Source organism: Nocardia sp. NPDC049526 (assembly GCF_044465765.1).
Classification (GTDB): Bacteria; Actinomycetota; Actinomycetes; order Mycobacteriales; family Mycobacteriaceae; genus Nocardia.
Genome location: NZ_JBITMA010000002.1, coordinates 1,014,007 through 1,033,757 on the forward strand (window position 1 = coordinate 1,014,007; position 19,751 = coordinate 1,033,757).

Genomic DNA, 19,751 nt, shown 5'->3' on the forward strand with positions numbered 1-19,751 from the left:
CACACGAGCTCGGCATTCTCCGCCACGTTCGCACAAAAGATGCGCGGCTCCGGGTAGGTCCGGCATCAGGGTGCACTGGGTGGGTCAGGAGTCGCCGGTGAGGCGGCGGCGATCGCGTTCCTCGGCGGCGGCCGCGGCGTTGCGGCGCTGTTCCTCTGCGGCGAGTTGCAGGGCGGTGCGGCTCCAGACGACGCGGATCCAGTGGAAGGTCAGCACGATGATGGCGATGGTGCCGAGGATGAGGCCGACGCCTGGGCCTGCGCCGTGGTAGTTGCCGAGGCCGGGGGTCTGGCGGTGCCAGATCGAGAAGACGCCGAAGACGCTGCCGATCGCGGAACCGGCGACCGCGATCCAGGCGAGCACCCAGCGGCGGGTCATCAGCGCGAGCAGTGAGAAGCCGATGCCGAAGAGGACTGCGAACCAGACGAAGATCCGCGACGGCAGACCGATGTGCTCAGCGCGCGCGGCATCGGTACCGAGCAGAACATCGAACCCGCGCGCACCGCCCGCATGCGACAACACCAGCGAAAACAGCAGCAGAAAGACCGCACCCGCGACCACCATCGCGCGCACCCCAGGGTCGATCTCCCCCGCGATGCGCCGCTCGACGGCATCGAGATCATCCTTGAACTGCTCGAAGCCATTACTGCTCTCGACCGAGTTCACTGCGCCCTCGTCTCCTTCGGCTGATCCCTGCTCCGCTGCCTTACCCGCATCCACTGTGCCAGCACCGCCCCCATCCCCCGCAGCCACCCCACTACGTCCGGTAGTACTCGCATCCCCCGCACCCGATCGCGAGTCCCCGCCACCCTGGCCGGGTCCCGAATCCGCCGCGCCACCCTCGCCTCCCCGCAAACCCACAGCGCTGACGCCCGATCCCGAATCGGCGCCGATCTCGCCGGATCCTGAATCCGCGCCACCCTTGCGTCCACGGGAGTCCGAAGCGCCCTCGCCCGGTCCTGAGCCCTCCCCAGCACGCGAATCCGGGTTGCCTTCGCCCGCGTTCGAGACGCCGCTGGGATCGCCCGCACGCGCCCGACCGGCTCCGAGCGGATTCACCTCGGGTGAGTTCGACGCGACCTCGCTCCGTTCACCGCTCGGCGCGGCACTCTCACCTGCGCGATCCCCGCGATCAGCCTGCGCACCAGGCGAATCCGACTCGGACGCACCCGGTGCGGGATCCGCTCCCTCAGCACGCGTCGGATCGTCGTCACCCGACCGGGGACTCATGCGCCGCAGCCGGTTGAGCAGCCTGAGGCGGCGGGTTCGGGGGTGGGGGCGCCGATGCGAGGGAGGCCGAGGCCGACGCCGATGGGGTCGGTTTTGGGGGTGATTCCGCGTTCGTGGGCGTCGCCTGCGCGGGTGCGGCGATGGGTTTTGATGGGGGCGTCGGCGATCAGGTGGTGCGGGGCCGCTTCGGTGATGTCGACGGTGATGATGTCGCCAGGGCGGATCTTTTCCGCAGCGCCTTCAGGGCGGAAGTGCACGAGTCGGCCGTCGCGGGCACGGCCGCTCATGCGGGCGGTCGCGGCGTTCTTCTTGCCCGCGCCCTCGGCGACGAGCAGTTCGACCGTGGTGCCGACGAGCGCCTTGTTCGCGTCGAGGGAGATCTCCTCCTGCAGCGCGATCAGCCGCTCGTAGCGCTCCTGCACCACCGCCTTGGGCAGCTGGTCGGGCATATCCGCGGCGGGTGTGCCCGGACGCTTGGAGTACTGGAAGGTGTAGGCGCTGGTGAACCGTGCCTGCCGGACCACATCCAGGGTCTCCTGGAAATCCTCCTCGGTCTCGCCCGGGAAGCCGACGATGATGTCGGTGGTGATCGCGGCATGCGGCATCGCGGCCCGCACCTTCTCGATGATGCCGAGGTAGCGTGCCTTGCGGTAGGACCGGCGCATCGCCTTCAGCACCCGATCCGATCCGGATTGCAGCGGCATATGCAACTGCGGGCAGACATTCGGCGTCTCGGCCATCGCCTCGATCACGTCATCGGTGAATTCGGCCGGATGCGGCGAGGTGAAGCGCACCCGCTCCAGCCCATCGATCCGCCCGGCCGCGCGCAGCAGTTTGGCGAAGGCACCGCGATCGCGTGCCTCGTCGGGATCGGCGAAGGACGCACCGTAGGAGTTCACGTTCTGGCCGAGCAGCGTGACTTCCAGGACGCCCTGATCGACCAGCGCCTGCACCTCGGCGAGCACATCGCCCGGACGGCGGTCGACCTCCTTACCGCGCAGCGACGGTACGATGCAGAACGTGCAGGTGTTATTGCAGCCGACCGAGATCGAAACCCAACCGGCATAGGCGGATTCACGCTTGGCGGGCAGGCTCGACGGGAACGCCTCCAGCGATTCCAGAATCTCCACCTGCGCCTCGGCATTGTGCCGCGCGCGTTCCAGCAGCACCGGCAGTGATCCGATGTTGTGTGTGCCGAACACCACATCCACCCACGGCGCCTTGCGCACGACTGTGTCGCGGTCCTTCTGCGCCAGGCAGCCACCGACGGCGATCTGCATGCCCGGCCGGTCGGCCTTGATCGGGGCGAGGTGACCGAGGGTGCCGTAGAGCTTGTTGTCGGCGTTCTCGCGCACCGCGCAGGTATTGAAGACGACGAGATCGGCCGTCGCACCCGGCGCGGCCTTGACATAACCCGCATCCTCGAGCAGGCCCGACAAGCGTTCGGAATCGTGCACGTTCATCTGGCAACCGAAGGTGCGGACCTCGTAACTGCGTGCGCCGTCCGCGGCCGCAGGGGCGGGAGACAACACTGCCTGTCCGATCGAATCCACCCGTCCAGGGTACGGGGGTGTGCAACGCGGGTTTTCAGCGCATCGGCGCAGGCTCCGGGGCCCGGCCGGGTCGCATCGGAAGGGTTACAGCGCTGTGTCGTATCGGCGCGGCGTAACGGTGTGTCGCCGAAACCCGGGCAAATCGCCGTTTTCCGCTTAAGGTCTTGGACCATGACCGACGACGCCACCGCACCCGACACAATCGGGTTGGCCAAAACCGGGGCAGCAAGTACCGAGACTGGCAGCATCACCGCCACAAGCGCGCCGATGATTTCGATGCGCAATGTGGAAAAACACTTCGGTGACCTCCATGTGCTGCGCGATATCAACCTCGAAGTCCCCAAGGGGCAGGTCGTCATTGTTCTGGGGCCCTCGGGGTCCGGGAAGTCGACGCTGTGCCGCACCATCAACCGACTGGAGCCGATCGACTCCGGCGATATCGCCATCGACGGCGTGCCGCTGCCCGCCGAGGGCCGCGCGCTCGCCGCACTGCGCGCCGACGTCGGAATGGTGTTCCAATCGTTCAACCTCTTCGCGCACAAGACGATCGTCGAGAATGTGATGCTCGCGCCGCTGAAGGTTCGCAAGGTGAAAAAGGAGGAAGCCCGCAAGCGCGCGATGGAACTGCTCGAGCGGGTCGGGATCGCCAATCAAGCCGATAAGTATCCGGCGCAGCTCTCCGGCGGCCAGCAGCAGCGCGTGGCGATCGCCCGCGCGCTGGCGATGAGCCCGAAGGTGATGCTGTTCGACGAGCCGACTTCGGCACTGGACCCGGAGATGGTCAACGAGGTGCTCGACGTCATGGTGTCGCTGGCCAAGGAGGGGATGACGATGCTGGTCGTCACCCACGAGATGGGCTTCGCGCGCAAGGCGGGCAACCGCGTGCTGTTCATGGCGGACGGGTTGATCGTCGAGGACGACACACCCGAAGTGTTCTTCACCGCGCCGAAGTCCGACCGTGCCAAGGATTTCCTCGGCAAGATTCTGAGCCACTGAACCGAGCAATCACCGCAAACGTAAAGACCTCGGCCACCGAAATCACCAGAGGGAGAAGGAACACGATGAGGATCAACCGTTCGCTTCGACTCGGCATCGGGGCGATAGCCCTGACGCTGGCCGCAACAACCGCCGCCTGTGGCGGTGGAAGCGACAAGTCCGCACTCGACAACGCCAAGGACGGAAAGCTCACCGTCGGCATCAAATTCGACCAGCCGGGCCTCGGCCTGCGCAACAAAGACGGCTCCTACAGCGGCTTCGACGTCGAGGTCGCCAAGTATGTCGCGGGCAAGCTCGGTGTGAAGCCGGAGAACATCACGTTCAAGGAGTCCCCGTCCGGACAGCGCGAGACGCTGATCGAGAACGGTCAGGTCGACTACATCGTCGCCACCTACTCGATCAACGACGCGCGTAAGCAGAAGGTCGACTTCGCCGGGCCGTATTACGTTGCGGGCCAGTCGCTTTTGGTCAAGGCCGACAACACCGGCATCAACGGTCCCGATGATCTGAAGGGTAAGAAGGTCTGCTCGGTGAAGGGCTCCACCCCGGCCCAGAACATCGAGAAGAACTACCCCGCCACGCAGCTGCAGACCAACGACACCTACTCGCTGTGCCTCGAGGGCCTGCAGGCCGGTTCGTACGACGCGGTGACCACCGATGACATCATCCTGGCCGGTTACGCCGCGCAGAGCGCGGGCACGTTCAAGGTCGTCGGCAAGCCGTTCACCACAGAGAATTACGGCATCGGCCTGAAGAAGGGCGATAAAGAGCTGCGCGACAAGGTCAACGACGCGATCGAGGCCATGATCGCCGACGGGTCCTGGAAGAAGGCGTTCGATACCACGGTCGGCGCCTCCGGCTACCAGGCGCCCACGCCGCCGACGGTGAACCGGTACTGAGATTCGAGATCGGGTGGCCCGCACGGGTCACCCGATCTCTTCGCTATGAGCAACCTGTACATCGCGCGCGGAAGGACGATCTCCGGCCGCCGCACAATCCGATCGGAGGGACGCGACCCCCGTGTTCGACCTGATCTCGAGGTATGACGTCCTCGGCGCCTTCTGGGTGACCATCAAATTGACCGCTGCGTCGGCGGTCCTCGCCCTGATCCTGGGCACAATCGTCGCCGCGATGCGCGTATCCCCCGTGCCGGTCGCCCGCTTTCTCGGCGCCGCCTACGTCACCATCTTCCGCAATACCCCGCTGACGCTGATCATCGTGTTCTGCTCGCTGGGCCTCTACTCCACCATGGGCTGGAAGCTCGCACCGGAGGGCCCGAACTCGCTGGCGCAGAACAACTTCCGTTACGCCGTACTCGGACTGAGCATCTACACAGCGGCATTCGTGTGCGAGTCGTTGCGCTCGGGCATCAACACCGTGCCGATGGGCCAGTCCGAGGCGGGCCGCTCGCTGGGCTTCACCTTCACGCAGAATCTGCGAATCGTGGTGCTGCCGCAGGCATTCCGCTCGGTCATCGCCCCGTTGGGCAGCGTGCTGATCGCACTCACCAAGAACTCCACGATCGCCTCGGCGATCGGCGTCGCCGAGGCCGCGACCCTGATGGCCAAGATGAACGAAAACGAGGCCGCACTGATCACCATCGGCTTCATCTTCGCACTCGGCTTCGTAATCCTGACCCTGCCGACCGGCCTGTTGTTCGGCTGGCTGGCCAAGCGATTCGAGGTGGCTCGATGAGTACCGGAGCTTCGGTCCTTTTCGATGCGCCGGGGCCCCGCGCGCGCATTCGGAACCAAATCTATTCCGTCATAGCGATTGTCGCGGTGCTGGCACTCGGCTGGGTGTTCTACCGCGGCTTCGCCGATAAGGGCCAGTTCACCGCCGAGAAGTGGAAGCCGTTCATCGAGGCGGACGTCTGGAAGACCTATCTGCTGCCCGGTCTGCGCGGCACCCTGGTCGCGGCGCTGCTGTCGATTGTGTTCGCGCTGGTGATCGGCATGGTCTTCGGCATCCTTCGCCTGTCGGAGCACCGAGTGGTGCGCTGGGTGGCGGGAGCGATCGTCGAGGTGGCCCGGGCCATTCCGGTGCTGATCCTGATGATCTTCCTGTTCTACGTCTTCTCCGATTACAAGGTGTTCAAGGTCGATCAGCTCGCGCTGTGGGCCGTCGTGATCGCGCTGACGGTCTACAACGGTTCGGTCATCGCCGAGATCGTGCGCGCCGGCATCAAATCGCTGCCGAAGGGGCAGACCGAGGCCGCGGTGGCGCTGGGTCTGCGCAAGGGGCAGCTGATGCGGTTGATCCTGCTGCCGCAGGCGATCACCGCCATGCTGCCCGCCTTGATCTCGCAAATGGTTGTGGCGCTGAAGGATTCGGCGCTCGGTTACCAGATCACCTACCTCGAGATCGTGCGTCAGGGCTCGCAACTCGGTGCGGCCGAACGCAATACCGTGCCCGCGCTGATGGTCGTCGCCGTCGTGATGATTCTGCTGAACAGCACGTTGACAATCGTGGCCAATAAGCTCGAGCAGCGGTTGCGCTCGCGCAAGCGGAAGAAGGGTGCCGCCGTCGTGGCGGCCGACGCGATTCTGGCCGATGCGACTCCGGGGATGGATATCACGCAGAAGCCGTGAGTCCTGCGGATCTCGGTTTGTCGGCGTTCACCATCCCCGTCCTCGCCTGATCTCGGAGCGGCGATCAGGACAAGAGGCAATTTCGCGCGCACCCGTGGCGGGGCCCAGCGTTGTTGTGAGGCGCGTCGATCAGGTGGTCGGTGATCAGGATGAGGGCACGATGCTGCGGAGTTCTTCGGTTTCGGAGTGCGAGGCAGCGGTGAAAGTTTCGGCGGGTATTGCGGATTCGGGTGGATAGGTGGCCGCTGCGACGGCGATGGCTGCACGGACGAAGGCCGCTACCGCCGGTGAGTGGCAGTTTTGCGGCCAGGCTATCGCGAGGGCCGTTGGTTTGAGGTCGGTGACAGGGCGGTAGGCGATCCCGGGGCGGGGGTGACGGCGAGCGACCGAGGAGGGCGGGAACCAGATGATGTTGCCGAGTTCGACCAGGTTGAACAGCTGCGCCAGATCCAGGACCGGACGTGGGGGTTCTGGAGGCGGGGCGAGGCCGTCGCGGTCGGCGGGAGTTCCGTCGGGGAGCGTTCGACCGGTCAGGTCGGCAACGCACAGGGTTGTCCGGGCGGCGAGCGGATCGGATGCGGCCAGCGCGACCAAACGGGGTTCGGTCAGCAGCGGTTCGACGTCCAGACCACGGTCGTCGAACGGGGTGGCCAGGAGGGCGACATCTGCGCGGCCCTGACGAAGGGCAGGGACCTGCTCGCCCCGACCGCCCAACATCAACTCCACCGGAACTGCCGCGTCCTCGAGGTGATATGTCTCGAAGATCTGTGGCAGGAGTCCGGCATCGTAGTCGGCTTTGAGCGCGAGCCGTAGCCCCGGTGCGGGCCTGCCGACGTGCCGGGCACGCTCAGCAGCCGCCGCGACGGCATCGAGTGCGGTCCGCGCGTCGCGGAGCAAGGTCTCGCCAGGCGGGGTGAGCACGACGTGTCGGGTGGTGCGCTCGAAAAGTTGAACGCCCAGTTGACGTTCCAGTTCCCGGATCGCCCGCGACAGGGGTGGTTGCGCCATCCCCAGTCGGTCGGCTGCGCGGCCGAAATGCAGTTCCTCGGCGACGGCCACGAAGTATCGGAGTTGCCGAACCTCCAGATCACTCATATCCCCACGGTATCAACGCTTATCGGATCGGTCCTTCAGGTTCGGTGCCGCGCCGACTTGACTTGCCAGTGCCAAATCAATCGAGCAGAGGTTGTCATGATCGTTGTTACTACCCCTACCGGCGCCATCGGCCGTCAGGTCCTCCCCCATCTCCTCGACCGCGGCGCGCCGGTCCGCGTTATCGCGCGTGATCCAGCACGCCTGCCCGCGCACATCCGCGAGCACGTCGAAGTCGTAACGGGATCGCATAGCGATATCGATGTCGTCACCCAGGCGTTCGCCGACGCCGACGCCGTGTTCTGGTTGCTGCCCCCGGTCCATCGCGGCGCGAGCCTCGAAGCCGCGGTTCTGGACTTCACACGGCCCGCGTGCGAGGCATTCAAGAGTCAGGGTGTCGAGCGAGTGGTTGGAGTCTCATCCATCGGTCGCGGGTCAGCGGTGGTCGGGAACGCCGGACTGGTCACGGCGTCGCTGGCCATGGACGATCTGATTGCGAGTACCGGCGTGAGCTACCGAGCGCTGGCGATGCCCTCGTTCATGGATAATCTGCTTCGCCAAGTCGAAGTAATCAAGACTCAGGGCATATTCTTCGCACCGCTGTCCCCCGATCTGAAACGCCCCACCTGCGCGACTCGCGATATCGCCGCCGTCGCCGCCGAACTGCTGCTCGACGACTCGTGGAGTGGATACGACAGCGTCCCCGTACTCGGCCCAGAGGACTTGTCCAACAACGACATGGCGCAAATCCTGTCCGAAGTGCTCGGCCGCCCGATCCGCTTTCAACAAGTCTCCGGCGAGGCCTACAAAGCCACAATGCTCGAATCCGGCATGTCCGAGGCCATGGCCCAGGGCATGTACGACATGCTGGAGGCAAAGGAGAACGGCCTCGACAACGCCGAACCCCGCACCCCCCAATCCACAACCCCCACCACCTTCCGCCAGTGGTGCGAAGAAGTCTTGGCCCCCGCCCTCTACCCGTAACCCAGCCCGAAGGCCAAGTGCGGCACTGCCGGGGCTCAGTCGGGGTCCGCCGCGTCGAACCGGGCTTGTGCGAGTTCGGCTTTCACTACCGTGAACGCGGTGGATTGGTTGTAGCCGCGGCGGGCGAGCATGGCTACGAGGCGCCGGATTGTTTTGTCGCGGTCCAGGTTTGCGGGCATGGTGCGTAGTTTGCGGCGAACCAGTTCGGTGGCGCGTTGTTCCTCGTCGTCGGCGGTGATGGCGTCGAGGGCGGAGACGGCGTCGAATTGGGAGACGCCTTTGCGGCGAAGTTCTTGGGCGAGAGCTTGTTTGCCCTTCCCGGAGAAGGTGTGGCGGGAGTGGACCCATTGTTCGGCGAAGGCAGCGTCGTCGATCAGGCCGACCTCGGTGAAGCGGTCGAGGGCGCGTTCGGTGATTTCGGGCGTAAAGCCCTTGGCCGCGAGACGCTGCGCCAGTTCGGCACGGCTGCGGGCGCGGACGGCGAGCAGGCGAAGACACGCCTCCTTCGCCTGCTCGACCGTCCCGCCTTGGGGAGTGCGCTCCGCACGGGACCGGTTCGCACCGGTGCCCGTCGAGGACGCACCCTCCTCGGATCCAGCCGCCACCGGATCCGCCCATCGGCCTTCGGAACTCTGTAAGTCAGCCGAGTGGGAGTCGTTGCGCCGGAACTCGTTCCGGCGCACGCGACCGCGCCGGGACCCAGCCGAACGCGCCCGCTGCGGATCGGGCGCGCTCGACCGAGTTCCCATGATGTCCGAATCGGCCGAACCACCTTCGGCCAATCGGACTCGCCTATCCCCCTGCCTTCTCCCCCGGAACCCCGATCCCTCCGAATCCTCCTCATCCCACCGCCCCGGTTCGGACTCGCCCGAACCGGACCCGGTTGAGGTTGGGATGGGTGGGCGGCTCGAGGCGGACAGTAGTTCGTTCAGGCGGTGGCGAGCCTCGGTTACCGGGTCGGGCCGCGTTGTATCGGGTGCGGGCCGGGTGGGCTGCGGGGCTGGGCGCCGAGGGGTCATCGGATCAGAAGTCGGCGGGGACCTCGGCGGCCGCGCCCTCAGCGGTCACATCGGCGCCGATGCCGAGCTTTTCCTTGATCTTCTTCTCGATCTCGTCGCGGACGTCGGTGTTCTCCAGCAGGAACTTGCGGGCGTTCTCCTTGCCCTGGCCGAGCTGGTCGCCCTCGTAGGTGTACCAGGAGCCGGACTTGCGGATGAAGCCCTGCTCGACACCCATATCGATGAGCGAGCCCTCCTTGGAAATGCCCTGGCCGTAGAGGATGTCGAATTCGGCCTGCTTGAACGGCGGTGAGACCTTGTTCTTCACGACCTTCACGCGAGTGCGGTTACCGACCGCGTCGCTGCCGTCCTTGAGCGTCTCGATGCGGCGCACATCCAGGCGCACCGAGGCGTAGAACTTCAGCGCCTTACCACCGGTCGTGGTCTCGGGCGAACCGAACATCACACCGATCTTCTCGCGCAGCTGGTTGATGAAGATGGCGGTGGTGCCGGAGTTGTTCAGCGCACCGGTCATCTTGCGCAGCGCCTGGCTCATCAGGCGCGCCTGCAGACCGACGTGGCTGTCACCCATCTCGCCCTCGATTTCGGCGCGCGGTACCAGCGCGGCCACCGAGTCGATGACGATGATGTCGATCGCGCCCGAACGCACCAGCATGTCGGCGATTTCCAGCGCCTGCTCACCGGTGTCGGGCTGGGAGACGAGCAGTGCGTCGGTGTCGACGCCCAGTTTGCGGGCGTAGTCGGGATCGAGCGCGTGCTCGGCATCGATGAAGGCGGCGACACCGCCCGCGGCCTGGGCATTGGCCACTGCGTGCAGCGCGACGGTCGTCTTACCCGAGGACTCCGGACCGTAGACCTCGATGATGCGGCCACGCGGCAGACCGCCGATGCCGAGCGCCACGTCCAGAGCGATGGATCCGGTCGGGATCACCGAGATGGGCTGGCGGGCCTCCTCGCCGAGACGCATGACCGCGCCCTTGCCGAAGCTCTTCTCGACCTGAGCCAGCGCCAGCTCGAGCGCCTTATCACGGTCGTACGCCTGTGGTGCCATATCCTGATCCCCTTCTCGACGGGTAAGTCTCGTTCTTGGTTGGCGCCCACATTAGAGGGCGGCACCGACAAGTTCTGGCGACCAGCCTAGACGAACAGATGTTCGAGTCAAGCGACGCGCCCGACAACACGCGCCCCGAACTTCCCGGACGCGGCAACCACCGCGCTACGGCCGCTCGCAACCCCTTTTCCGGGCGCCGAACACCCCGCCTCACCGAACCAGCGAGATCCGATCACTGTCCAGCAACGTCTGCGCCTGCTTGTACACCCGCAACGCGGGCGTCACTTCCACATCCGCGATCCCGTCGAGTGCGCCCAGCCGCTGCGTGACATACCTATAGAGGTGCGCGGTATCGCGGCATATCAACGACGCCATCAGGTTGGTCGGCCCCGTGGTCGCGGCGATGAAGACGATCTCCGGATGGGTTGCCATCGCGGTGCCCACCGCCTCGAGATCCGCCGGTCGCGTGCGCAGCCACAGCGCTGCCCGCACGGCGTATCCCATCCGTTCGACCGCGAAATCGAGATCGAAGTACAGCACCCGGGATTCGACGAGTTCGGCCATGCGCCGCGCCACTTTCGTTGCGGTCCAACCAATTTCGGCGGCAATCCGAGCATAGGACGCGCGACCGTCGCGACCGAGCAGCGCCAGCATCGCCTCATCCTGCGCCGAAAGTTCCACCGGCGCTTCCGGCCCCGCATCGGCCCGCCACGACGGCCGTGGGCCGAGGTCGCGCAATTGCGCAGCCGTGAACAGGTGCCTGAAATCCGGCCACTCCTCGTCGAGCGGAAAGCGGTGGATCACCTCATGGGCCGTCAGTCCGATCACCTGACTGGCCTGGGGCAACGTCTGCATCAACAGCTTGTCGCGCCGCTCGATCGAGCGCGGCCTGCTCACGCAGGTCACCTCGGATCCGGTGGCCGACAATGTGACCCAGCTCAGATCCGGAAACCGCGCCAGTGATTCGGCCAGCCGCGCGGCCTTGTCCGGAGTCGACCGGAGCCGGATCACCCAGCGCGCATGCCCGAGCGGCACCACGTTCACCTGCCCCGCCACATGCAGGATGCCGCGCTGCCGCAGCGATCGGTAGCGCCGCGCCACTGTCTGCTCCGAAACCCCGAGGATGGCGCCGAGCTTGGCGAACGGGATGCGCGCATCGGTCACCAGCGCGTGCAGGATCTGCTTCTCGAGGACATCGAGTACGGAGGAATCCACGCTGTCTTCGGATTGCATAGGAGGAATCTAACGCATGTGACCGCGTAACTATGTGGATATCAACGCCTACCGCACTCTGAGTGTCGATATCATTCGAATCACCTCGGAGGCTCCCGTGAGGAAATGGCTGCCCTTATTCGCCGCGTGCCTGGGCACGCTGATGCTGCTCATCGACGTCACCATCGTCAATGTCGCGCTTCCCGACATCGCCGCCGATCTCGGCACCGGCCTGTCCGGACTGCAGTGGGTGATGGACGGATACGCGCTCGCGCTGGCCGCGCTGCTGCTGGTGCTCGGTTCGCTGGCCGATCGGGTCGGCGCGAAGCGCGCCTATCTCGCCGGACTCGTCGTTTTCGCGATCGCATCGCTGATCTGCGGGATCGCCGATACCTCGGCGAGTCTCATTGCAGCGCGCGCACTTCAGGGCATCGGCGGGGCCGCGATGTTCGCGACCACTCTGTCGCTGCTGCACTCCACCTACACCGGCCGTGATCGGGGTGTCGCGTTCGGCGTCTGGGGTGCGGTGTCGGGTGCGGCGGCGGGAATCGGTGTGGTGCTCGGCGGTGTGCTGACCGAGGCACTGTCGTGGCGGTGGATCTTCTTCGTCAATCTGCCGATCGCGGTACTGGCGATCGTGTTGACCGCCATCGTGTTCCAGCCGTCGCCGCGGCAGGCGGATCGGGCCATCGATGTGCCGGGCATGCTCGCGTTCGCGACCGCCGCGACGGCGGTCACCTACGGCGTGATCCGCGGCGGCGAACACGGCTGGTCCGATGGTCCTACGCTGCTCGCCCTGGCGCTCGGCGCGGTCGCGCTGCCGGCCTTCGTATTCGTCGAATCCCACAGTGCGGCAGCGATGTTCCCGCTGGCACTGCTCGGCAATCGCAACTTCGCGGCCACCCTTGTCTCCGCATCCGGCCAGACGTTCGCGGCCTTCGCCGCCACACCCCTGATTTCGCTCTGGCTGCAGCAGCAGTTGCATATGTCACCCATGCACGCCGGACTGGCCATGCTGCCGATGGCGGCGACGGCGTTCGTGGTCGCCGGCGCATTCGGCAAACCGCTGCACGATGTTTCGCCGAAGTGGACGATCGGAGCGGGTCTGGTGCTGGTCGGCATCGGCACCGGACTGCTCACCATCATCGATCCCGAATCATCCTGGGCCGCACTGGTTCCCGGATTCGTGGTGATCGGCGCGGGGATCGGTATCAACGCACCCGCGCTGGTCGCGGTGGGGATGGCGGCGGTGCCGCCACAGCAGGGCGGGATCGCCGCAGGCGCGGTGAATACCGCACGACAGCTCGGCCTCGCTCTCGGAGTCGCGGTGCTGGGCACCGTATTCCGCGAAGTCGCCGATGACAGTCGCCCGATGACATTGTCGCGTTTCGTGGATGGGTTGGATGCGGCATTCGGTGTCGCGGCCGGAGTCGGAATCGTATTCGGGGTGATCGCATTCGGGCTGTTCCACCGGCAGCGTCGGGTCGCCGATGCCCCGGTCCAGCCGGAGACCGTCGCCGCCTGAGCCCCACCGGCGCGATCATCAGGCAGGGCCGGGCACCTCATACACCAACCGGGCACCCCGCACACGCGGTGCCCGATCCGGCAACAGGTGCCCGGTACCTGCCGATTACTGCTGCGGCAGAACGGATTCGTCACCTTCCGGGCGCGGGCCGGGAATGCGACGGTCGGATTCGTCGATGCGGACATCGTTGATGCTGGCCTCGCGCCGCGACATCAGGCCTTCCGGGGTGAACTCCCACTGCTCATTGCCGTAACTGCGCCACCACTGGCCGGATTCGTCATGCCATTCGTACTGGAAGCGGACCGCGATGCGGTTGCCTTCGAATGCCCAGAGGTCCTTGCGCAGTGCGTAACCGTTTTCGATGGACCACTTTCGGGTGAGAAATTCGACGATGGCGGCGCGGCCGGTGAAGAACTCGTCACGATTGCGCCACACCGAATCCTCGGTGTATGCGGCGGCGACGCGCTCGGGATCCCTGGTGTTCCAGGCATTCTCGGCGGCGCGCACCTTGGCCTTGGCGGATTGCAGGTCGAATGGTGGCAGCGGAGGTCGCATTGCAATTCCCTTCTCGGGGATCGAGGTCAGGGGTTGACCGGGGAAAGTTCGGCGGGACCCCAGCGGAGCCGGCCCGCGCCGTGGATTTCGATCACTTCCGTAATGGTGAAGTCGATCGAGCACTGAGCTCCGGCGGTGCGGGTTTCCGGTGCCCAGGACAATTCGGCGGTTCCGGTGAGTTGGAGGGTTCCGCCGGTGGTCCACTCCGGGATCAGGATGCCGCAGCGTGGGTTCACCGCGATGTTCCCGAGTGTCATGAACATCGAATTGCCCTGGTAGTCCGGCCATCTCAGCCGGGTCCGCGAAAGCACCTGCAGGAAGCCGGGATTCCCGCCACGGTGTGAGGCGTCGGCATTGCCGTCGGTATCCGCGGTGGCAACGAAGAAGGTGTCCGCCGCGGCGATCAGTGCACCCTGCCGCGCATCGAGTTCCGTGCCATGCCGGGGCGCTGGTAGGTCGATATCAGGGCGATACGATTCGATCTGCCTGCGCGAGATGTACTTCGGACAGTTCGAATACACCTGCTCGACGGTAATCCGTAGCCCCGCCTGCGTCGGAGTCGCGAATCCGTTGACGCGCATTCGCCTGCGCCGCTCGGGCTGCAGTGCGATCATGCCGATCCGGGCAGGGCGGGTCAGTGCATTGTGCAGCGGATCTCCCGCTGCCGGAAATGCATCGATTGCGATCGTCTCGGCATCGACGACGTGTACGAATCCCGGCGACCCGACCACCGCGCCTGCCCACATCCGCCCGTCCCCGTCGAGGTCCGCAGCCGCGATCACGACCATCGACTGCTCCGCCAGGAAACCCGCCGCGATATCCGGGATGTCGGCACGAATCATCCGTCCCACCCGGTCGGCGATATGCGCCTGGCCCATACGCTGCTGCACGGCGACCTCGCCCGAATGAAAGTGAGACATCACAGTCTTCAACAGCGTCCGGGCTCAGAAGAATCCACACGTCGGGGCGGCACCGCTGGGCGCGGGAGCGGATTCAGCGCCCGTGGGTGCGTAGACCTCGAGGCGGATACCGTCGGGATCGACGAAGAAGATACCGCCCGAGGCGACACCCTCGCCGTGCGCGACCAGCCCGTCGTGGGCAAAGCTCACCGAGAGTTCACGCAGTAGCGCCTCGATCGAGCGCACCTGTTCGATGGTGTCGACCTGGAACGAAAGATGGTGCAGACCAGGGGTTTCGGTAGAGAACGCGCCGTCGGACTGCTGCCAGAGGGTCAGCACCAGCTTGCCGTTCGCACCGAGGAAGGCCCAACGCTTTTCGTTGTCGGCGCTGGCCGCGAGCTGCTCGAAACCGAATGCGCGGCGATAGAAGTTCACCGATCGGTCCAGGTCGGAGACGTTCAGTCCGATGTGTCCGGTGGCCAGTTGCGGCGCGATGGCTGTGGTCATCGTGATCCTCCTCGGAATTTATAACTGACCTAAGAAGCTTTACTAGTTAGAACATAACTAGAAGCGAGAAGGACGTCAACCTCTAAAATCAGTTTAACTGGTTAGAACGGCGGTGGTTGCCCTGGCAACGAAAGGAAGATCGTTACCCTCAGGTATGCCCGATCCACGCCCCCACCTCGGTGAACCGCTGGCACTCGACCTGTTGAACACCCGGTGGATCCAGGACGGACCGCAGGATCTGCTCACCGATGTCGCGGGCCTGGGCATATGGCTCGCCTCGGCCGGACTCGACGATCGCGCGAATGCCGACGAGCGGACCCTGCAGGCGGTACTCGCCGCCCGCACCGCCATCTACGACACCGTGAAACACACCTCACACACCGCACTCAACGAGGTCCTCGACCGTGGCCGGATCCGACGCATGCTGACCGACACCGGCCCCGCCGAAATCGTCGACGTACCCGAAACCACCTGGCTCCCCGGCTGGCTCGCCGCCGACAACCTGCTGCGGCTGCTGGCCGAGGCGCCGGACCGGATCCGCCAGTGCGCCCATCCGGACTGCGTCCTGTTCTTCTACGACACCTCGAAAAACGGCACCCGCCGTTGGCATTCGATGGCGACCTGCGGCAACCGCACCAAGGCCGCACGCCACTACGCGAAAAAGGCCTGAGCTCAGCAGAGTTCGTCGAGCAGTCGGTAGTAGTCCAGTCGCCGCCGGTCCGGCTCGGCGAGCCCATAGGCGGCGTAGAACGCGCTCAATTCGTCGGTACCGAAGCCCTCGCGCAGGTCGCGCTCGACCAGGGCCAGATCACGGTACCGATCCGCAACACCCAAACCGCCGACGTCGATCAGCAGACCGCCGCCCAGCACATTGGACGGGGTGAAATCACCGTGCGCAACAACGAGATCCTCGTCCGGCGGACGTTGGGCGAGCAGTCGTTGGTAGATCTGTTCCGGCGTCAGGCCTCGATTGCCGTCGTCGAAGTCGTCGACATCGACCAAACCCTCGAGCACCCGGCGCCGCACCTGGACCAGCAGCACATCCAACCTGCCGTCGAACGGACACTCGGCAACGGGAATGTCGTGCAGACGCCGCAGCAGCGCGCCCATGACCGCGCCCACCGATTCTGTCGGTTCGGCCGCCAGACTCGGCAGACCCGCGTCGACGAGAACCAGCACATCCTCTTCGAACACTGCAACGTCGGGTAGCTGAATCCCTTTGCCCCGCAACCAGTTCAGCCGCGCATACTCGGCGGCGGCCTTCGGTCCCCGCTTCACCCAGTACGCACCGTCGACGTGCGCGACACCGCCGCTCATTCCCTCGTGTTCCTCCGACCACGCGGGGTCCGCACCCAGCACCTCGGCGACCTTCGGCGGCAAGGTCGCCGGCAGATCATCGAGCAGGTCGAGGGTGGTGCGGGTGGCTTCGATCAGCTCGGCATCTCCCTCGACGACGCGCAGTTTCAACGCCTCGGTGAGCCGCGCCCTGGCCTCGGGGAGTCTGCCCTGTTCGGCAAGGGCCTTGCCCAGGTGCTGCAGCGCGAAGGAGAGCACCTCGGAGTCGCCGGATCGGTCGACGGCTCGGCGATACAGCGTTTCGGCGGTGACGGTGTCACCCCAATAGCGGTAGACATCACCGAGGTTGATCCAGACCGACATCCGTCGATAGTCACTATCGGCGAGTTCGAGGGCGCGATCGAGGTGATCGAGGGCCTCGGCGTAGCGGCCGAGCAGCATCAGCTCGATGCCGATCTTGCGGAATTCGGCGAAGTCGACCGGCCGCGCGGTCGCAATGCGAGCGGACAGCTGCGCATGATCGATGGGGATCATGCGCAGCCGCTCGTCGAAGCGGTATCCGTGATCGCTCACCAGCGTGATCTCGGTACGTCGAAGTCGGCACAGAGCGCGCGCCACACGTCACGCGGGTCGATGCCCGCCTCGATGGCGGCGGCGCCCGTCCGCCCGCCCAATGCCGGGACGGTGTGGTCCCTGAGCAGCGCATCGCCGCGGGACACACCGAACTCGGTGTGCAACAGCTCCTGGAACTCGGTCAACCGCACCGTATTCAAGATACTCGCGCCGCTGGGGGCCTTCACTCGGGCCGTTCGATTGGCGTCAGCGCCCATTCCTGCGCGAATTCCGCGGAATCAGCTCGGGAATGGGCGAACAGGCCACTAGCGGGTCCGCACGCTGAGGACGTCGTGACAGATACGGATCGGGTCCGCAACTTCCGCGATCCCGGCGGCCGCTCGTTGCGCCGCGGCCGTGTAGTCGGGCGTGTTGAGCAGATCGAGCACAGCGGTACGCACCGCATCGGCGGTCAACGGGCGGACCAGGATCGAACTGCCTTGGCGGGCAGCGCGATTGGCGAGTTCCCATTGGTCGCCGCCGCCGGGGACCGTCACGATCGGCACACCCGCGAGCAGGGATTTCGCGAGCAGACCGTGGCCGCCGCCGCCCACCACGACCGACGCGTGGGTGAGCAGTTCGTCCTGACGGCCGAGCCCGGCCGTTGCCCATGACGGCAGGCCGGTGGGCGGGGTGTCGAGCATGGAAATGGCCACCCGGACGCCAGCTCCGTCCAATGCGGCGAGCACGGTTTCGACCATGCCCGCGACACCTGTGTGCGCGGTCGACGGTGCGACCATGACCAGCGGCTCAGCGCCGAGCGGTGGCTCGAGGATTTTCGGAGTCGGCTCCCACAGCAGCGGGCCGACGACGTGGGTGTGCTCGGGCCAGTCGGGACGCGGCACCTCGAGGGCAGGCAGAGTGGCGATCAGGCGGGCCGCCGGGCCCGGATCGGCGCCGGGCAATCCGACGCTTTCGCGGGCCTGCTCGCGCTGACGCAGACCGTTGCGAACGGCACGGGCGGTCATGGTGCGCAACACGCCGTCACGTAGGCGGCCGCGTACCCCCTCCCCCGGCGCGAGGCCACTTCCGATGGGCGGCAATGCTTTCGACGGCAGATACAACGGATGCGGCGACAGCTCGACCCATGGCACCCCGAGTCGCTCGGCGGCCATCCCGCCGCCCGCGGTCAGCACATCCGACACCACGAGCTCCGGCAGCATCGCGCTCAGGTCGGGCAGGATTTCGGTCGAAATATGCGCCGCACGCTCATGAATGCGCTGACCGGCATCATCGTCGTCGTCGACGGTGCGCGGCGCGAGCCCCTTTAGTCGGCGCACCGCGATGCCCGCCTGCTTGGCGGCGTCGAACCAACGCGGTCCGGTGAACAGCACCGGATCGTCACCGGCGACCAGGAAGCGTTCGCACAGCGCCAGCGCCGGAAACGCATGGCCGGGATCCGGCCCGGCAACAATGGCAACACGCATGCGGCCAGCCTGCCACATCGATCTCGGAACTCGGCGCGGCGCGGACCGGGTTCGGTCGAGCACCCGATGGGACCCGCGTTCATCGAAATGCCATTCGGAAGAAACCCGTCCAGCGCCGATCGAGGGCATGCTGGTCTAGACCATTCCGCCTGGCGATCGACAGATTGGGGTCGAGGTGCCCGTCACCACCATCGACGAATTGCTGAACCTGCTCGCCGGATGCGCCGACGTCTGGGATATGCCCGACCGCAGCGGCGACCCCGTCGACATCCTGGACCATGACCTCCAATGCGCAGAGCTGCTGCGCCGATCCCATCCGGACGACGAGGAACTGCAACTCGCCGGACTCCTGCACGATATCGGCCACAAACTCGTCCCAGGCGACGATGCAGGCCACGGCAAACACGGCGCGGACGCGATCCGTGCGCTACTCGGCGACCGGGTCGCCCGGCTGGTCGAACTACACGTCGTCGCCAAGCGCTACTTGGCCGCCACCGACACCGCCCACGCCCTGTCCCCCGCCAGCCGACGCACTCTGGTCGCCCAAGGCGGTCCGATGACCGAGACCGAAATCGCCGAATTCCGAACCGATCCCGACTTCACCGCCGCCCTCGCCCTCCGCCGCGCCGACGACGCGGGCAAAGCGGTCGGCCTTGGAGTCGCCTCCGTCGAGTCCTGGCGTCCAGTGCTCGAACGCGTCGCCGGCAGCCGCTGACCAACCGATTTCAACACTTCCGCACCCATCCGTTACCCTTGCTCAGCAACACCGGTCCGGGTGGCGGAATGGCAGACGCGCTAGCTTGAGGTGCTAGTGCCCTTTATCGGGCGTGGGGGTTCAAGTCCCCCTCCGGACACCTAACTGTGGCATTTATGCCCCCAAAATCGGGTCCGGGCATCGCCTGGACACCCTGTCCTGGTCGTACACCGCCACCTGCGGTTTTGCTTTGTCCGGTGGTGGTCGATGTGACCGATGACACATTGTCTCCGCTGATCCCTTCCTTCTCCTCCATCGGGCTCACCGGTGGCGATGGCTCCGGAATCGGTGCCGGTCTGCCGATGGCGACCGTGGAGCAACCACCAGCACACACCGCGGTGTACAGCGTGCGCCCGGTCGACACCAACGGGCGCGTGGTCGACAAAGCCGTTCTGCGAGTGCTGGATTGGCACCCTGGTGACCTGCTGTCCTGGCGGATCACCGCGGG

At 66.0% G+C, this 19,751-nt stretch carries 21 protein-coding genes and 1 tRNA gene; 10 read left to right on the plus strand and 12 right to left on the minus strand.

Annotated elements, in window-relative coordinates; genetic code table 11:
- Window positions 1–84 precede the first annotated feature (84 nt).
- Both ACIBW7_RS09370 and miaB read right to left on the minus strand, forming a co-directional pair.
- On the minus strand, window positions 85–666 hold the full coding sequence (locus ACIBW7_RS09370) for a hypothetical protein (RefSeq protein WP_040692860.1): 582 nt from the start codon (window positions 664–666) through the stop codon (window positions 85–87).
- Window positions 667–1,226: 560 nt separating this feature from the next.
- Window positions 1,227–2,783 carry a tRNA (N6-isopentenyl adenosine(37)-C2)-methylthiotransferase MiaB gene (miaB, locus tag ACIBW7_RS09375; protein WP_397045678.1) on the minus strand — a complete coding sequence of 519 codons (1,557 nt, stop codon included), beginning with the start codon at window positions 2,781–2,783 and terminating at the stop codon, window positions 1,227–1,229.
- A 267-nt stretch (window positions 2,784–3,050) separates the two neighbouring features.
- Between miaB and gluA the strand changes: the two genes are divergently transcribed.
- From gluA to ACIBW7_RS09395, 4 genes are all read left to right on the plus strand, one after another.
- Window positions 3,051–3,779: a glutamate ABC transporter ATP-binding protein GluA gene (gene gluA, locus ACIBW7_RS09380; protein ID WP_397045798.1), complete on the plus strand. Its 729-nt coding sequence runs from the start codon at window positions 3,051–3,053 to the stop codon at window positions 3,777–3,779.
- 65 nt (window positions 3,780–3,844) lie between these two features.
- Entirely contained in the window at window positions 3,845–4,678 is an 834-nt protein-coding gene (locus ACIBW7_RS09385) for a glutamate ABC transporter substrate-binding protein (protein ID WP_397045680.1), read from the plus strand.
- Window positions 4,679–4,799: 121 nt separating this feature from the next.
- Entirely contained in the window at window positions 4,800–5,474 is a 675-nt protein-coding gene (locus ACIBW7_RS09390; protein WP_397045682.1) for an amino acid ABC transporter permease, read from the plus strand.
- Complete coding sequence (locus ACIBW7_RS09395; RefSeq protein ID WP_397045684.1) at window positions 5,471–6,370, plus strand: amino acid ABC transporter permease; 900 nt, start codon at window positions 5,471–5,473, stop codon at window positions 6,368–6,370. The genes ACIBW7_RS09390 and ACIBW7_RS09395 overlap by 4 nt, the downstream gene beginning before the upstream one ends.
- Before the next feature lie 144 nt (window positions 6,371–6,514).
- Here ACIBW7_RS09395 and ACIBW7_RS09400 read toward each other — a convergent pair whose 3' ends face one another.
- Window positions 6,515–7,465, minus strand: coding sequence for a LysR family transcriptional regulator (locus ACIBW7_RS09400; RefSeq protein ID WP_397045686.1), 951 nt, complete (start codon window positions 7,463–7,465; stop codon window positions 6,515–6,517).
- Window positions 7,466–7,561: 96 nt separating this feature from the next.
- Between ACIBW7_RS09400 and ACIBW7_RS09405 the strand changes: the two genes are divergently transcribed.
- Entirely contained in the window at window positions 7,562–8,446 is an 885-nt protein-coding gene (locus ACIBW7_RS09405; protein WP_397045688.1) for an NAD(P)H-binding protein, read from the plus strand.
- 35 nt (window positions 8,447–8,481) lie between these two features.
- Here the strand turns inward: ACIBW7_RS09405 and recX are convergent, their stop codons facing one another.
- The 3 genes from recX to ACIBW7_RS09420 form a co-directional block, all read right to left on the minus strand.
- A complete protein-coding gene (gene recX / locus ACIBW7_RS09410; protein ID WP_397045690.1) occupies window positions 8,482–9,051 on the minus strand; it encodes a recombination regulator RecX in 570 nt (189 codons plus the stop codon).
- Between the two features lie 418 nt (window positions 9,052–9,469).
- Window positions 9,470–10,516, minus strand: a complete 1,047-nt coding sequence (recA, locus tag ACIBW7_RS09415; RefSeq protein WP_063038472.1) for a recombinase RecA — start codon at window positions 10,514–10,516, stop codon at window positions 9,470–9,472.
- Between the two features lie 210 nt (window positions 10,517–10,726).
- Entirely contained in the window at window positions 10,727–11,749 is a 1,023-nt protein-coding gene (locus ACIBW7_RS09420; RefSeq protein WP_397045693.1) for an Lrp/AsnC family transcriptional regulator, read from the minus strand.
- A 97-nt stretch (window positions 11,750–11,846) separates the two neighbouring features.
- Between ACIBW7_RS09420 and ACIBW7_RS09425 the strand changes: the two genes are divergently transcribed.
- On the plus strand, window positions 11,847–13,253 hold the full coding sequence (locus ACIBW7_RS09425) for an MFS transporter (RefSeq protein ID WP_397045695.1): 1,407 nt from the start codon (window positions 11,847–11,849) through the stop codon (window positions 13,251–13,253).
- A 105-nt stretch (window positions 13,254–13,358) separates the two neighbouring features.
- On the opposite strand, the gene ACIBW7_RS09430 is transcribed toward ACIBW7_RS09425, so the two are convergent.
- Genes ACIBW7_RS09430 through ACIBW7_RS09440 form a run of 3 tightly spaced genes read right to left on the minus strand, consistent with a single transcriptional unit; the run spans window position 13,359 to window position 15,214 of the window.
- Window positions 13,359–13,808, minus strand: coding sequence for a nuclear transport factor 2 family protein (locus ACIBW7_RS09430; protein ID WP_397045697.1), 450 nt, complete (start codon window positions 13,806–13,808; stop codon window positions 13,359–13,361).
- A gap of 26 nt (window positions 13,809–13,834) precedes the next feature.
- On the minus strand, window positions 13,835–14,728 hold the full coding sequence (locus tag ACIBW7_RS09435) for a pyridoxamine 5'-phosphate oxidase family protein (RefSeq protein ID WP_397045698.1): 894 nt from the start codon (window positions 14,726–14,728) through the stop codon (window positions 13,835–13,837).
- A gap of 24 nt (window positions 14,729–14,752) precedes the next feature.
- A complete protein-coding gene (locus ACIBW7_RS09440) occupies window positions 14,753–15,214 on the minus strand; it encodes a VOC family protein (RefSeq protein WP_397045700.1) in 462 nt (153 codons plus the stop codon).
- Between the two features lie 154 nt (window positions 15,215–15,368).
- Here ACIBW7_RS09440 and ACIBW7_RS09445 point away from each other — a divergent pair, with 154 nt between their 5' ends.
- Window positions 15,369–15,884 carry a CGNR zinc finger domain-containing protein gene (locus tag ACIBW7_RS09445; protein ID WP_397045702.1) on the plus strand — a complete coding sequence of 172 codons (516 nt, stop codon included), beginning with the start codon at window positions 15,369–15,371 and terminating at the stop codon, window positions 15,882–15,884.
- A gap of 2 nt (window positions 15,885–15,886) precedes the next feature.
- Here ACIBW7_RS09445 and ACIBW7_RS09450 read toward each other — a convergent pair whose 3' ends face one another.
- The 3 genes from ACIBW7_RS09450 to ACIBW7_RS09460 all read right to left on the minus strand — a co-directional run bounded on the left by ACIBW7_RS09450 (window position 15,887) and on the right by ACIBW7_RS09460 (window position 18,549).
- Complete coding sequence (locus tag ACIBW7_RS09450) at window positions 15,887–17,083, minus strand: phosphotransferase (protein ID WP_397045704.1); 1,197 nt, start codon at window positions 17,081–17,083, stop codon at window positions 15,887–15,889.
- Window positions 17,080–17,274 (minus strand): DUF3046 domain-containing protein, encoded by a 195-nt coding sequence (locus tag ACIBW7_RS09455; RefSeq protein ID WP_397045706.1) that lies wholly within the window; start codon window positions 17,272–17,274, stop codon window positions 17,080–17,082. Before ACIBW7_RS09455 ends, ACIBW7_RS09450 begins: the two co-directional genes overlap by 4 nt.
- 114 nt (window positions 17,275–17,388) lie before the next feature.
- Window positions 17,389–18,549, minus strand: a complete 1,161-nt coding sequence (locus tag ACIBW7_RS09460) for a glycosyltransferase (RefSeq protein ID WP_397045708.1) — start codon at window positions 18,547–18,549, stop codon at window positions 17,389–17,391.
- A gap of 175 nt (window positions 18,550–18,724) precedes the next feature.
- Here ACIBW7_RS09460 and ACIBW7_RS09465 point away from each other — a divergent pair, with 175 nt between their 5' ends.
- The 3 genes from ACIBW7_RS09465 to ACIBW7_RS09475 all read left to right on the plus strand — a co-directional run.
- Window positions 18,725–19,264 (plus strand): HD domain-containing protein, encoded by a 540-nt coding sequence (locus ACIBW7_RS09465; protein ID WP_397045710.1) that lies wholly within the window; start codon window positions 18,725–18,727, stop codon window positions 19,262–19,264.
- A 54-nt stretch (window positions 19,265–19,318) separates the two neighbouring features.
- A tRNA-Leu gene (locus ACIBW7_RS09470) sits at window positions 19,319–19,403 on the plus strand.
- Between the two features lie 109 nt (window positions 19,404–19,512).
- The coding region (locus ACIBW7_RS09475; RefSeq protein ID WP_397045712.1) for a hypothetical protein at window positions 19,513–19,751 on the plus strand (239 nt) is incomplete at its 3' end.

Bases quoted from the DNA above. Each gene is read 5' to 3' on its own strand.
- gluA (WP_397045798.1), top strand. From the start codon at position 3,051: ATGATTTCGATGCGCAATGTGGAAAAACACTTCGGTGACCTCCATGTG.
- ACIBW7_RS09385 (WP_397045680.1), top strand. From the start codon at position 3,845: ATGAGGATCAACCGTTCGCTTCGACTCGGCATCGGGGCGATAGCCCTG.
- ACIBW7_RS09395 (WP_397045684.1), top strand. From the start codon at position 5,471: ATGAGTACCGGAGCTTCGGTCCTTTTCGATGCGCCGGGGCCCCGCGCG.
- ACIBW7_RS09400 (WP_397045686.1), bottom strand. From the start codon at position 7,465: ATGAGTGATCTGGAGGTTCGGCAACTCCGATACTTCGTGGCCGTCGCC.
- ACIBW7_RS09405 (WP_397045688.1), top strand. From the start codon at position 7,562: ATGATCGTTGTTACTACCCCTACCGGCGCCATCGGCCGTCAGGTCCTC.
- recA (WP_063038472.1), bottom strand. From the start codon at position 10,516: ATGGCACCACAGGCGTACGACCGTGATAAGGCGCTCGAGCTGGCGCTG.
- ACIBW7_RS09420 (WP_397045693.1), bottom strand. From the start codon at position 11,749: ATGCAATCCGAAGACAGCGTGGATTCCTCCGTACTCGATGTCCTCGAG.
- ACIBW7_RS09430 (WP_397045697.1), bottom strand. From the start codon at position 13,808: ATGCGACCTCCGCTGCCACCATTCGACCTGCAATCCGCCAAGGCCAAG.
- ACIBW7_RS09435 (WP_397045698.1), bottom strand. From the start codon at position 14,728: ATGTCTCACTTTCATTCGGGCGAGGTCGCCGTGCAGCAGCGTATGGGC.
- ACIBW7_RS09440 (WP_397045700.1), bottom strand. From the start codon at position 15,214: ATGACCACAGCCATCGCGCCGCAACTGGCCACCGGACACATCGGACTG.
- ACIBW7_RS09445 (WP_397045702.1), top strand. From the start codon at position 15,369: ATGCCCGATCCACGCCCCCACCTCGGTGAACCGCTGGCACTCGACCTG.
- ACIBW7_RS09460 (WP_397045708.1), bottom strand. From the start codon at position 18,549: ATGCGTGTTGCCATTGTTGCCGGGCCGGATCCCGGCCATGCGTTTCCG.